This window comes from Cellulomonas sp. APG4 (genome assembly GCF_009996735.1).
Lineage (GTDB): Bacteria > Actinomycetota > Actinomycetes > Actinomycetales > Cellulomonadaceae > Actinotalea.
On the sequence record NZ_JAACYI010000002.1, the window covers coordinates 77803 to 91063 of the forward strand.

The window sequence follows — 13261 nt, forward strand, 5'->3', positions numbered from 1 at the left end:
GGGCCGCGACGTGCCGCACCGGCCCCGACGGCGACGGCGCCCCGTCCCACGCGGGGACGGGGCGCCGTCGTCGTGCTTCGGGCCGCGCCGGGCGGCCCGAGAGGTGTCAGGCCACCGAGCGCTGCTCGCTGCCGATCTTGTGCACGAGGAGCGAGTTCGTGGTGCCCGGGACGCCCACCGGGGCGCCGAAGACGATCACCACGAGGTCGCCGTCCTCCGCGAGGCCGTTGGCCCGCAGGGTCTGGTCGACCTGGCGGACCATCGCGTCGGTGTGCTCGACGGTCGGGACCTCGTACGTCTGCACGCCCCAGCTCAGGGCGAGCGTGTTGCGCACGGCCGGGACCGGCGTGAACGCGAGCAGCGGGATGCCCGAGCGCAGGCGCGACATGCGCCGCGCCGAGTCCCCGCTCTGGGTGAACGTCACGAGGTACTTCACGCCGAGGGTCTCACCGACCTCGGAGGCCGCGTGGGTGATCGCACCACCGCGCGTCTGCGGGCTCCAGCCGAGCGGCGCGATGCGGTCCTGCCCGTGCTCCTCGGTGTTCTCGATGATGCGGGCCATCGTCCGCACGGCCTCGATCGGGTAGTCGCCCACGCTGGTCTCGCCGGAGAGCATGACCGCGTCGGCGCCGTCGAGCACCGCGTTGGCGCAGTCCGACGCCTCGGCCCGCGTGGGGCGAGGGGCCGAGATCATGGACTCGAGCACCTGCGTCGCGACGATGACGGGCTTGGCCGACCGACGGCACAGCTCGATCGCACGCTTCTGCACCAGCGGGACCTGCTCGAGCGGGAGCTCGACACCCAGGTCACCGCGCGCGACCATGACGCCGTCGAACGCGTCCACGATCTCGGCCAGGTTCTCGACCGCCTGCGGCTTCTCGACCTTGGCGATGACGGGGACGGTGCGCCCCTCCTCGGTCATGATCCGGGCGACGTCGGCGTAGTCGTCCGCGCTGCGCACGAACGACAGCGCGATCAGGTCAGCGCCCAGGCGCAGGGCCCAGCGCAGGTCCTGCTCGTCCTTGTCGGACATCGCGGGCACGCTCACCGCGACGCCAGGCAGGTTCAGGCCCTTGTTGTTCGAGACGGGGCCGGCGACCTCGACGCGGGTCACGACGCGCGGGCCGTCGACCTCGGTGATCCGCACCGCGACGCGACCGTCGTCGATGAGGATGCGGTCGCCCACCTTGGCGTCGCCCGGCAGGCCCTTGTAGGTGGTCGAGACGAGCTCCTTGGTGCCCGGCACGTCCTCGGTCGTGATCGTGAAGACGTCGCCCTCGGCGAGCTCGTGCTTGCCCTCGACGAAGCGACCCAGGCGGATCTTGGGGCCCTGCAGGTCGACCAGGACGGCGACGGCGCGGCCCGAGGCCTTGGCCGCGGCACGCACACGGTCGATCACGGCGGCGTGCTCGTCGGCCTCGCCATGGCTGCGGTTGATCCGGGCCACGTCCATGCCGGCGTCCACGAGCGCCTGGATCTGCTCGGGCGACTCGGTCGCGGGGCCGATGGTGCACACAATCTTGGCTTTACGCATGTCTCCAGCCTAGTTCCTGGGTCCCGGGACCTTTCGACCCGTCCGACCCGTGTCGGTCGTGCCGGTCACGGGGGCGGGACCGGCTCCAGCGGGCGCGACCGTCGGCGGGTCACCCCCGTCCCGGCACGCCGGAGGTCTCAGGGGCGCATCGCCATGGTGCTCGGCGTCACGGGCACGGGCAGCTCGGTGCTGCCACGCAGGTAGGCGTCGACGGCCGCGGCGGCGCCGCGACCCTCGGCGATGGCCCAGACGATCAGGGACTGGCCCCGGCCCGCGTCGCCGGCGACGAAGACGCCCGGCACCGAGGTCGCGTAGTCCTCACCGCGGGCGACGAGGCCTCGCCCGGTGACGTCCGCGCCCGTCTGCTCGCTCAGCGCCTCGGTCTCCGGGCCCGTGAAGCCCATCGCGACGAGCACCAGATCCGCCGGGATGTCCTTCTCGGTCCCCGCGGTCGGGACGCGACGCCCGTCGGGCAGGTACTCCGTGGTGGCGACGCGCAACGCACGCACGCGGCCGTCGTCGTCCCCGACGAAGCCCACGGTCGAGGCGAGGAACGTGCGCTCACCGCCCTCCTCGTGCGAGCTCGACACCTCGAAGAGCAGCGGGTCGGTGGGCCACGGCTGGTTCTCCGGGCGCTCGAGCGGTGGCTGGACGCCGATGGCGAGCGTCGTCACCGAGGCGGCCTGCTGACGCAGGGCGGTGCCGACGCAGTCGGAGCCGGTGTCGCCGCCGCCGATGACCACGACGTGCTTGCCGGTCGCCGTGATCTGGTCGGGCACCTCGTCGCCGGCCACGACGGCGTTGGACTGGTGCAGGTACTCCATCGCGAGGTGGATCCCCTCGAGGTCGCCGCCGGGGACGGCGAGCCTGCGCGCGACCGGGGCCCCCGTCGCGACGACCACGGCGTCGTACCGTGCGCGGAGCTCCTTCCAGGTGATGTCGCGACCGATCTCGACGCCCGGGCGGAAGCGCGTGCCCTCCTCGGTCATCTGCGCGATACGGCGGTCGATGAGCTGCTTCTCGAGCTTGAAGTCGGGCACGCCGTAGCGCAGCAGCCCGCCGATCCGGTCGTCCCGCTCGAAGACCGCGACGGTGTGGCCGGCGCGGGTGAGCTGCTGGGCAGCCGCGAGCCCCGCGGGCCCCGAGCCGACGACCGCGACCGTGTGGCCGGTGAGGAAGTACGGCACCTGCGGTGTGACGTACCCGCGTGCGAACGCCTCGTCGACGATCGAGACCTCGACGTTCTTGATCGTCACCGGCGGCTGGCTGATGCCGAGGACGCACGACGTCTCGCACGGCGCGGGGCAGATGCGCCCCGTGAACTCGGGGAAGTTGTTCGTCGCGTGCAGGCGGTCGCTCGCCTCGGCCCACTGCCCCTTCCACACGAGGTCGTTCCACTCGGGGATGAGGTTCCCGAGCGGGCAGCCCTGGTGGCAGAAGGGGATGCCGCAGTCCATGCAGCGCCCCGCCTGCTCGTGCAGCATCACGGCGTGCGCCGGGTCGTCCTGCGCCGTGCGGTGCTCGACGACCTCGCGCCAGTCCATGAGACGCACCGGCACGGGCCGGCTGGGCGGGAGCGCGCGGTCGCGCACCTTCAGGAAGCCGCGGGGGTCAGCCACGGGACACCTCCAGGATCTCGTCCCACACGCCCGGGGCCGACGGGTCGAGCCCGCGCTCCGCCGCCTGGGCCAACGTGATGCGCATGCGCTCGTACTCGGTGGGCATCACCCGGGTGAGGCGGTCGAGCGAGGCCGGCAGGTCCGCCAGCAGCTCGGCGGCGCGGGGCGAGCCCGTCGCCTCCACGTGGGCGCGCAGGAGCGCGGTGACGAGCTCGCGGTCCTCCTCGCCGAGCGGCGAGAGCGACAGCTCACCCGAGGTGAGGGCAGGGATGTTGACGGCCTCACGGCGGAGGTCGAGGACGAAGGCCTGACCGCCGGACATCCCGGCGCCGAAGTTGCGGCCCGTCGCTCCGAGCACCACGACGGTGCCGCCCGTCATGTACTCGCAGCCGTGGTCACCGACGCCCTCGACGACGAGCGTCGCGCCCGAGTTGCGGACCGCGAACCGCTCCCCCACGACCCCGCGCAGGAAGATCCGACCCGACGTCGCGCCGTAGCCGATGACGTTGCCCGCGATCACGTCGCGGTCGCCCGAGAGCACCGACGCGTGGTCGGGACGCACGACGATCGTGCCGCCCGAGAGGCCCTTGCCGACGTAGTCGTTGGCGTCGCCCACGAGCCGCAGCGTCACGCCCTGCGGCACGAACGCACCGAACGACTGGCCGGCCGACCCGGTGAGGGTCACGTCGATGGTGCCGTCCGCGAGGCCATGGCTCCCGTAGCGCCGCGTGACCTCGTGGCCGAGCATCGTCCCGACGGTGCGGTTCACGTTGCGGATCGGCAGCGCGATCTCGACGGGCTCGCGACGCTCGAGCGCGTCGGCCGCCATCGCGACGAGCTGGTTGTCGAGGGCCTTGTCGAGGCCGTGGTCCTGGCTCGTGGTGCGCCGCAGGGACGAGCCGGGCGCAGGCTCGGGACGTGCGAGGACCGGGCCGAGGTCGAGGCCCGCGGCCTTCCAGTGCGCGACGGCCGCCCGGGTGTCGAGCGACTCGACGTGACCGACGGCCTCGTCGATCGACCGGAAGCCGAGGGCCGCGAGGTACTCGCGCACCTCGGTCGCGACGTACTCGAAGAACGTCTCGACGAACTCGGGCTTGCCCGTGAAGCGTGCCCGCAGCTCGGGGTTCTGCGTCGCGACGCCCACGGGACACGTGTCGAGGTGGCAGACGCGCATCATCACGCAGCCGCTCACCACCAGCGGCGCCGTCGCGAAGCCGAACTCCTCGGCACCCAGCAGCGCGCTCACGACGACGTCACGACCGGTCTTGAGCTGACCGTCCACCTGCACCACCACGCGGTCGCGCAGGTTGTTGAGCACGAGCGTCTGCTGCGCCTCGGCGAGGCCGATCTCCCACGGCGTACCCGCGTGCTTGAGCGACGTGAGCGGGCTCGCGCCGGTGCCGCCGTCGTGACCCGAGATGAGGACCACGTCGGCATGGGCCTTGGCCACGCCTGCGGCGACCGTTCCCACGCCGAACTCGCTCACGAGCTTGACGTGCACGCGCGCCGCCGGGTTCGCGTTCTTGAGGTCGTGGATCAGCTGCGCGAGGTCCTCGATCGAGTAGATGTCGTGGTGCGGCGGCGGCGAGATGAGGCCGACCCCGGGCGTCGAGTGCCGGGTGGCTGCGACCCACGGGTAGACCTTGGTCCCCGGGAGCTGGCCGCCCTCGCCGGGCTTGGCGCCCTGGGCCATCTTGATCTGCAGGTCGTCGGCGTGCGTCAGGTACTCGGACGTCACGCCGAAGCGTCCGGACGCGATCTGCTTGATCGCGCTGCGGCGCTCCGGGTCGCGCAGGCGCTCGGGGGTCTCGCCGCCCTCGCCCGTGTTGGACCGGCCGCCCAGACGGTTCATCGCGATCGCGAGCGTCTCGTGGGCCTCGGCCGAGATCGAGCCGTAGGACATCGCACCGGTGTTGAACCGCCGCACGATCTCGCTCACGGGCTCGACCTCGTCGAGCGGGACGGGTGGCCGCACGCCCTCGGCGAACGTCAGCAGCCCCCGCAGCGTCATGAGCCGCTCCGCCTGGTCGTCGACGCGCCGCGTGTACTGACGGAAGACGTCGAGCTGGCGCGTGCGGGTCGAGTGCTGGAGGCGGAACACGGTCTCGGGGTCGAAGAGGTGCTCCTCGCCGCCGCGTCGCCACTGGTACTCGCCACCGACGTCCAGGCGGCGGTGGGCCTGCGGGTTGCCGCTGGGCGGGTAGGCCTGCGCGTGCCGTGCGGCCACCTCGGTCGCGACGACGTCGAGACCGATGCCGCCCAGGCGGCTCGTGGTGCCGGTGAAGTACTCCTCGACCAGCTCGTGCGAGAGGCCCAGCGCCTCGAAGACCTGGGCGCCCCGGTAGGACTGGATGGTGGAGATCCCCATCTTGCTCATGACCTTGAGCACGCCCTTGCCCAGCGCCTTGATGAGGTTCGCCACGGCCTTCTCCGGGCTGACCTCGCCGAGGGACCCGTCGCGCGCGAGGTCCTCGACGGACTCCATCGCGAGGTACGGGTTGACGGCCGCGGCACCGTAGCCGATGAGCAGCGCCACGTGGTGCACCTCGCGCACGTCGCCCGCCTCGACCACGAGGCTCACGCGGGTGCGGGTGTGTCGACGCAGCAGGTGGTGGTGCACCGCGCTCACGAGGAGCAGCGACGGGATGGGCGCCTTGTCGGCGTCCGAGTCGCGGTCCGACAGGATCAGGAAGCTCGTGCCGGCCTCGACCGCACGGTCGACCTGGGCGAAGATCTCCTCGAGCCGGGCCCGCAGTGCCTCGGCCCCGCCGTCGACACGGTAGAGGCCGCGCACGATCTCGGCGCTGAAGACGCCCTCGAGGTCGGGGTCGCGGTCGATGCGCACGATCTTCGCGAGCTGGTCGTTGTCGAGCACCGGGAAGGGCAGCACGAGCTTGCGCGCGTGCTCGGGCACGTCGGCCAGCAGGTTCGGCTCGGGCCCGATCGCGCCCCCGATCGAGGTGACGAGCTCTTCGCGGATCGCGTCCAGGGGCGGGTTCGTGACCTGCGCGAACATCTGGGTGAAGTAGTCGAAGAGCAGCCGCGGTCGCGCCGAGAGCACGGCGACGGGCGTGTCCGAACCCATCGCGCCGAGCGGCTCACCGGCGGTCTGCGCCATCGGCGTCAGGAGGATCTTGAGCTCCTCCTCGGTGTACCCGAACGCCCGCTGGCGCCGGCGCACCGAGGCGGGGCTGTGCCGCACGTGCTCACGCTCGGGGAGCTGGTCGAGGAACACCGAGTGCTCGGACACCCACTGCGCGTAGGGGCGCTGCGCCGCCAGCTGGGCCTTGACCTCCTCGTCCTCGACGATCCGACCCGCTCCGGTGTCGACGAGGAACATCCGGCCGGGCTCGAGCCGGCCCTTGCGCACCACGGTGGAGGGGTCGATGTCCAGCACGCCCGTCTCGGACGCGAGGACGACGAGACCGTCGTCGGTGACCCAGTAGCGGCCGGGCCGCAGGCCGTTGCGGTCGAGCACCGCACCGATGAGCGTGCCGTCCGTGAACGTCAGGGCTGCGGGGCCGTCCCAGGGCTCCATCAGCGTCGAGTGGTACTCGTAGAACGCGCGGCGGTCGGGGTCCATCTCGGCGTGGTTCTCCCACGCCTCGGGAACCATCATGAGGACGGCGTGCGGCAGGCTGCGCCCCGCGAGGTGCAGCAGCTCGAGCACCTCGTCGAACGTGCCGGAGTCGCTGCCGCCCGGGGTGCAGACGGGCAGCAGCGAGGTGAGGTCGCCCAGGGCCTCGCTCTCGAGCGTGCTCTGCCGCGCGGCCATCCAGTTGCGGTTGCCGCGCACCGTGTTGATCTCGCCGTTGTGCGCGAGCAGGCGGAACGGCTGCGCGAGCGGCCACGACGGGAACGTGTTGGTCGAGAAGCGCGAGTGCACCAGCGCGATCTCCGACGCGTAGCGCGGGTCGGAGAGGTCGGGGAAGAACGGCTCGAGCTGCGCCGTCGTGAGCATCCCCTTGTAGGTGAGGGTGCGGGCCGACAGCGAGGCGAAGTAGACGCCCACCTCGCGCTCGGCACGCTTGCGCACACGGAAGGCCCTGCGGTCGAGGTCGAGCCCGGCGAGGGTGCGCGCGGGGTCAGCGACGACCAGCTGGCGGAAGACCGGCATGCTCGCGCGTGCCGTCGGCCCCACGAGGTCGGCCGCCACCGGCACGTCACGCCAGGCGAGGAGCTCGAGCCCCTCCTCCGCCACGAGGCCCTCGACGTGTGCCACGGCCGCAGCCCGGGCGTCGTCGTCGGTCGGCAGGAAGGCCATGCCGATGGCGTAGTGGCCCGCAGCCGGGAGCTCGGCCTGGACGACGTCCCGCAGGAAGGCGTCGGGGACCTGGGTGAGGATGCCGGCACCGTCGCCGCTGTCCGTCTCGGCGCCGACGGCGCCGCGGTGGTCCAGGTTGAGCAGCGCGGTCAGCCCCGCGTCGACGATGTCGCGTCCGGGCGTCCCGCGCAGCGTCGCGACGAACGCGACTCCGCACGCGTCGTGCTCGGCCGCCGGGTCGTAGAGACCGTGGGCGGGGGGCATCGCATGCGGGTGAGCGGGACGCTCCATGTGCACCGTCCTCCGGGGGTACCCGGCAGGGGTACCGGGCGTGGTCAGGGATCACGGGACGACGTCGGCCCAGGCGACGCGACGATACCCGCAGGTCCGCACGCCTCAGAAGGGTGTGACGGGTGACATATCTCACGCTTTGCCTGGACGTTGCCGTCAGGTTACGCCTGGTCGGTGCCCTTCCGGGAGACCGCAGCGGACTCGGTGCCCGGTGCCGCACCGGCGTCGGGCGACTCCGCGTCCACGTGCGCAGGCTCGCTGCCCGCGCCGTCGACGTGCGCAGGGTCCTCGTGTGCGGCATCGGTGCGCGCCTCGTCCTCGTCCGGGCCACGCGGGACCGCACCCGGGAGCTCGACCCCCGGCTCGCGCCCCGGATGCCGTCGGCCCACGACGACGAACGCGACCGCCGCGCCGACGAGCACGACGATCGACGTCCAGATGTTGAGCCGGAGGCCGAGGACCGTCTCGGCCGGGTCGATCCGCAGGGCCTCGATCCACACGCGCCCGAGCGTGTAGGTCACCACGTAGAGCCAGAAGACCCGACCGTGCCCGAGCCGGTACCGGCGGTCGAGCCAGAGCAGGAGCGCGGCCGCGGCGAGGTTCCAGAGCATCTCGTACAGGAACGTCGGGTGGAACAGCGTGTCCGGCGGGAGGTCGGACGGGAAGGTCGGGCTCGCAGGATCGATGCGCAGGCCCCACGGCAGCGTGGTCGGCGCACCGAACAGCTCCTGGTTGAACCAGTTGCCCAGGCGTCCGATCGCCTGGGCCACGAGCAACCCGGGCGCCACGGCGTCGGCGAAGCTCGAGAACCGCACCCCTTGGCGACGGCAGCCGATCCATGCGCCGACCGCGCCGAGCGCGATCGCACCCCAGATGCCGAGTCCGCCCTCCCAGATCGCGAAGGCCTTCATCGGGTCGCCGTCGGGGCCGAAGTAGGCGTCCGGGGACGAGATCACGTGGTAGACGCGGCCCCCGAGGATGCCGAACGGCACCGCCCAGAACGTGATCTCGAGGACCGTCTCCGGATCACCCCCGCGTTCCTTCCAGCGACGCTGCGTGAGCCACACGGCGGCGACGATCCCGGCCATGATCGCGAGGGCGTAGGCCCGCAACGGCAGCGGACCGAGGTACCAGACGGACTGCGACGGGCTCGGGATGCCCGGGGCGAGCGCGACTCCCAGCGCCGCGCCGCTCATCGCCGCACCTCGCGCACGCCCTCGGCGAGATCCTCGACCACTCGATGCAGGGCGTGCAGCCCCGCCTGCTGGTCGTCGGCCTCTGCGAGGGCCCGCACGAACGCGCTGCCCACGATGACGCCGTCGGCGTAGGCACCGACCTCGGCCGCCTGGTCACGCGTGCTCACGCCCAGGCCGACGCAGACGTGCTCCGCACCTGCGCGCCGCGTGTCGGCGACGAGGCGCTCCGCGTGGGCACCGACCGTCGCACGGGTGCCCGTGACGCCCATGGTCGAGGCGGCGTAGACGAATCCGCGCGTGGCCTGAGCCGTGAGGGCGAGTCGCTCGGGGGTCGAGCTCGGGGCGACGAGGAAGACGCGGTCGAGCGCGTGCTCGTCGGACGCCGTGAGCCAGTCCCCCGCCTCGTCGGGGATGAGGTCCGCGGTGATGAGCCCCGCCCCTCCGGCGGCCGCGAGATCCCGTGCGAACGGCGCGATGCCGTAGCGGACCACGGGGTTCCAGTAGGTCATGACGAGCACCGGGACACCGGTGCTCGCGACCGCCTCGACGGTCGCGAACGTGTCGCGCACGCGGACGCCACCGCGCAGCGCGTGCTCGACGGCGCGCTGGATGACCGCGCCGTCCATCACGGGGTCCGAGTACGGCAGGCCGAGCTCGATCACGTCGACACCTGCGTCGACCATCGTCCGTGCGGCCGCCACGGCGCCGTCGACGTCAGGGAAGCCGACGGGCAGGTAGCCGACGAGCGCAGGGCGGCCCTCGCGTCGGACCGCACGCAGCCGCTCGGCCGTGCGGCTGGGCGCGTGGAGGTCGCCCGACGGCGTGTCGGTCACGGTGACGCTGCCGTTCACGAGGCTCCTTCGTCGAGCAGGGAGAACCACCGCGCGGCGGTCTCGACGTCCTTGTCCCCACGCCCCGAGAGGTTCACGAGGATGATCGGCGGCTCCTGACCCTCGACGGTGAGCTCGCGGCCCAGCTTCATCGCACCCGCGAGGGCGTGCGACGACTCGATGGCGGGGATGATCCCCTCGGTGCGCGAGAGGAGCCGGAAGGCCTCCATCGCCTCCGCGTCGGTGATGGGCCGGTACTCCGCGCGGCCGATCGACGCGAGCCAGGCGTGCTCCGGACCTACGCCCGGGTAGTCGAGACCGGCCGAGATGGAGTGGGACTCGATCGTCTGGCCGTCGTCGTCCTGGAGGAGGAACGAGCGCGCACCGTGCAGCACGCCCGGCGCACCGCCGGTGATGGTCGCCGCGTGGCGCCCGGTGTCCACGCCGTCGCCGCCTGCCTCCAGCCCGACGAGCCGCACCTGGGGGTCGTCGAGGAACGCGTGGAAGATGCCGATCGCGTTCGACCCGCCGCCGACGCACGCCGCCACGACGTCGGGCAGGCGCCCCGTGAGCTCGAGCACCTGGGCGCGGGCCTCGACGCCGATGATGCGCTGCAGGTCGCGCACCATGGCGGGGAACGGGTGGGGGCCGCCGACGGTGCCGAAGACGTAGTTCGTCGTCTCGACGTTGGTCACCCAGTCGCGCAAGGCCTCGTTGATCGCGTCCTTGAGCGTGCGCGAGCCGGTGCTGACGGGGACGACCTCGGCACCCAGGAGGCGCATCCGTGCGACGTTGAGCGCCTGCCGCTCCGTGTCCTCCTCGCCCATGTAGATGACGCACTCGAGGTCGAAGAGTGCGGCCGCGGTGGCGGTCGCGACACCGTGCTGCCCGGCCCCGGTCTCGGCGATGACACGCTTCTTGCCCAGACGCTTGGTCAGCAGGGCCTGGCCCAGCACGTTGTTGATCTTGTGCGAGCCCGTGTGGTTCAGGTCCTCACGCTTGAGGATCACGCGGGCACCGCCGCAGTGACGCGCGAACCGGGGCACCTCGGTGATGATCGAGGGCCGCCCCGTGTAGCTGCGGTGCAGGTGAGCGAGCTCTGCCGCGAACTCCGGGTCCGCCTGCGCCTTGGCCCACTCCGTCTCGAGCTCGTCGAGCGCCTCGATCAGCGCCTCGGGCACGAAGCGACCGCCGAAGTCACCGAAGTACGGACCGTGGCCGGCTGCGCTCGTCGTGGGGCCCACGGCCTCGGCCGCCGCCTCGTCGGTCGACACGCCCCGCGTCCCGCCGTCGACCTCGGACCTCACTGACGCACCGCCCGCAGCGAGGGGTGGGCGCCTGCCGCGACCAGGTCGGCGACCGCCGAGCGCGGGTCCCGGCCGGTCACGAGGCTCTCGCCGACCAGCACGGCGTCGGCACCCGAGCGTGCGTAGTCCATGACGTCGTGCGGGCCACGCACACCTGACTCGGCGATGCGGACGACGCCCGACGGGATGAGGGGTGCGAGCCGCGCGAACGTCGTGCGGTCCACCTCGAGGTTCTTGAGGTTGCGGGCGTTGACGCCGACGCAGCGCGCGCCGGCATCGAGGGCGCGGGCGACCTCCTCGCCGTCGTGCACCTCCACCAGCGCGGTCATGCCGAGCGAGTGCACGCGCTCGACGAGCGACGTGAGCACGGTCTGCTCGAGTGCCGCGACGATCAGCAGCACCAGGTCGGCGCCGTGCGCACGGGCCTCCCACACCTGGTAGGGCGTGACCACGAAGTCCTTGCGCAGCACCGGCACGTCGACGCGCGCACGAACGGCCTCGAGGTCGGCGAGACTGCCGCCGAACCGGCGCCGCTCGGTCAGCACCGAGATGGCCGCTGCGCCGCCCGCCTCGTACTCGGCGGCGAGAGCCGCGGGGTCGTCGATCGACGCGAGCGCGCCCTTGCTCGGGCTCGAGCGCTTGACCTCGGCGATCACGGCGACGGCCTCGTCGTCGTGCAGCCGCCCGACGCACTCGATCGCCGCGGGCACGCGGGACGCGCGCTCCTTGAGCTCCGCGAGGGGCGTCCGCGCCTCACGCTCCGCGAGGTCCTCCCGGACCCCGGCGACGATGTCCTCGAGAACGGTCATCGCGCTCACCTCCCTCACCGGCCCGCTCCCCCGGCTGACCCACGTGGCCATCGTACGGGCGCGACGGAGTGGTCCCGGTCACGCCCACGTGCTGGACCACGGCGTGGACGGAGCCAGGGGGTCAGCCGAGGAACGGTGGCGGCGCGCCTCCGGGCGCGAGGAAGGGTGCCAGTGCCGGCACGTTGCGCAGCACCGTGAAGACGAGCGCGCCAGCGAGCAGTGCCCAGGCCACCCACGTGGGCGCCCACGCCGGGACGGGACGGCGGCGCAGGGCGGCCACCAACCACATCGCCCAGCCGAGCGCCACGAACGGCAGGAGCGCGACGACGGGGGCGTTCATGCCCCAGGCCGACACCACGTCGCCCTGGGTCAGGTCGTGGACGGCCCGTAGCCCTCCGCATGCGGGGCACCACGCGCCGGTGACAGCGACGACGGGGCACCAGCCGTAGCTCCCGTCCTGGTAGGGCGAGCGCACCGCCAGCACTGCTGTTGCTCCGGCGACCAGGGCACCGGACAGTGCCGGCGCGACCCAGCCGCCGCGCGCTCGGGCAGGTACGTCGACGCCCCGGTCCTCATCGCGCACGAAGAGGGCCGGGGCGTCGACGGACGAGGTCACGGTCTCAGTAGCCCGTGTAGGTGCCGTCGGTGATAGCCGCGAAGCCACCCATGGCGACGGCCCAGATCACGCCGATGATCCCGAGGACGATGGCGATCCAGCCGAGGACGACACCTGCCTGGCCCATCCCGCCGTTGTTCGCGAGACCCTGCGCCGCCGCCGCCTTGGACTTGTTGCCGAGGATGATCGCGGGGATGCCTGCGAAGAACCCGCAGCAGACGACGCCGAGGATCCCGAGCACGAGGGCCCAGACACCGAGGTTGTTCTTCTCCGTGCCGCCCCGTAGGCGTTGCCGCCACCGTAGGCAGGAGGCGGCGGCGGGGCGTTGTAGCCACCGCCGGGGGCGCCGTAGCCGCCGCTGGACGAGCCGTCGGCGGGCGGCTGCGGGCTGTACGGGTCCTGGGGTCCGGTGCTCATGGTGCTCCTCGGGTCTGCGGTCGACGTCGTCGGTGGTCGGTCGTGCGGGGCGCCGCGCCGGCGGCGCCGTGGTCAGGCGTCAGGCGACGGGCTCGCGGACGGCCGTGGCTGGCCGAAGCCGAGGGTCGCGAGCACGCGGCCCACGACCAGCCCGACGACGATCACACCCAGCCCGGCCCACACGAGCCACAGCAGCGGGGCGATCATCCCGAGCCCCATGAGAAGGCCACCCAGCACGACGAGCGTGACGGTGACCCACGCGGCGGTCGTGTTGCCGTGGTTGCGGGGAGGCGAGGCCACCGGGAGGTGGGCCCGCTCGACGAAGCGGTCGGGGGACGTGTCGCCCATGGGTTGTGTGCCTTTCGTGAAACCTTCCGC

General features: G+C 72.7%; 10 protein-coding genes. All 10 read right to left on the minus strand.

What is annotated here, in order from left to right:
• Positions 1-106: 106 nt before the first annotated feature.
• The 10 genes from pyk to GXB85_RS02505 all read right to left on the minus strand — a co-directional run bounded on the left by pyk (position 107) and on the right by GXB85_RS02505 (position 13231).
• Positions 107-1534 (minus strand): pyruvate kinase, encoded by a 1428-nt coding sequence (pyk, locus tag GXB85_RS02460; RefSeq protein ID WP_161916054.1) that lies wholly within the window; start codon positions 1532-1534, stop codon positions 107-109.
• A 137-nt stretch (positions 1535-1671) separates the two neighbouring features.
• The gene (locus tag GXB85_RS02465; protein ID WP_161916055.1) at positions 1672-3153 is read right to left on the minus strand and encodes a glutamate synthase subunit beta; all 1482 of its coding nucleotides are present in this window, start codon (positions 3151-3153) and stop codon (positions 1672-1674) included.
• A complete protein-coding gene (gene gltB, locus GXB85_RS02470) occupies positions 3146-7681 on the minus strand; it encodes a glutamate synthase large subunit (RefSeq protein WP_237727920.1) in 4536 nt (1511 codons plus the stop codon). Before gltB ends, GXB85_RS02465 begins: the two co-directional genes overlap by 8 nt.
• A 188-nt stretch (positions 7682-7869) precedes the next feature.
• Positions 7870-8904 carry a prolipoprotein diacylglyceryl transferase gene (gene lgt, locus GXB85_RS02475; protein WP_161916057.1) on the minus strand — a complete coding sequence of 345 codons (1035 nt, stop codon included), beginning with the start codon at positions 8902-8904 and terminating at the stop codon, positions 7870-7872.
• Positions 8901-9755 (minus strand): tryptophan synthase subunit alpha, encoded by an 855-nt coding sequence (gene trpA, locus GXB85_RS02480; protein WP_370523956.1) that lies wholly within the window; start codon positions 9753-9755, stop codon positions 8901-8903. Before trpA ends, lgt begins: the two co-directional genes overlap by 4 nt.
• The gene (gene trpB, locus GXB85_RS02485) at positions 9752-10978 is read right to left on the minus strand and encodes a tryptophan synthase subunit beta (RefSeq protein WP_161916198.1); all 1227 of its coding nucleotides are present in this window, start codon (positions 10976-10978) and stop codon (positions 9752-9754) included. Before trpB ends, trpA begins: the two co-directional genes overlap by 4 nt.
• A 59-nt stretch (positions 10979-11037) precedes the next feature.
• Complete coding sequence (gene trpC, locus GXB85_RS02490) at positions 11038-11850, minus strand: indole-3-glycerol phosphate synthase TrpC (RefSeq protein ID WP_161916059.1); 813 nt, start codon at positions 11848-11850, stop codon at positions 11038-11040.
• A gap of 121 nt (positions 11851-11971) precedes the next feature.
• Positions 11972-12466 carry a DUF2752 domain-containing protein gene (locus GXB85_RS02495; RefSeq protein ID WP_370523957.1) on the minus strand — a complete coding sequence of 165 codons (495 nt, stop codon included), beginning with the start codon at positions 12464-12466 and terminating at the stop codon, positions 11972-11974.
• Between the two features lie 4 nt (positions 12467-12470).
• Positions 12471-12959 (minus strand): DUF4190 domain-containing protein, encoded by a 489-nt coding sequence (locus GXB85_RS18035; RefSeq protein WP_237727932.1) that lies wholly within the window; start codon positions 12957-12959, stop codon positions 12471-12473.
• Positions 12956-13231: an HGxxPAAW family protein gene (locus GXB85_RS02505; protein ID WP_161916061.1), complete on the minus strand. Its 276-nt coding sequence runs from the start codon at positions 13229-13231 to the stop codon at positions 12956-12958. Before GXB85_RS02505 ends, GXB85_RS18035 begins: the two co-directional genes overlap by 4 nt.
• Between the last annotated feature and the right edge of the window lie 30 nt (positions 13232-13261).

Excerpts from the sequence above, each read along its gene's own strand:
- pyk (WP_161916054.1), bottom strand. The coding sequence starts at position 1,534 with ATGCGTAAAGCCAAGATTGTGTGCACCATCGGCCCCGCGACCGAGTCG.
- gltB (WP_237727920.1), bottom strand. The coding sequence starts at position 7,681 with ATGCCCCCCGCCCACGGTCTCTACGACCCGGCGGCCGAGCACGACGCG.
- lgt (WP_161916057.1), bottom strand. The coding sequence starts at position 8,904 with ATGAGCGGCGCGGCGCTGGGAGTCGCGCTCGCCCCGGGCATCCCGAGC.
- trpC (WP_161916059.1), bottom strand. The coding sequence starts at position 11,850 with ATGACCGTTCTCGAGGACATCGTCGCCGGGGTCCGGGAGGACCTCGCG.
- GXB85_RS02505 (WP_161916061.1), bottom strand. The coding sequence starts at position 13,231 with ATGGGCGACACGTCCCCCGACCGCTTCGTCGAGCGGGCCCACCTCCCG.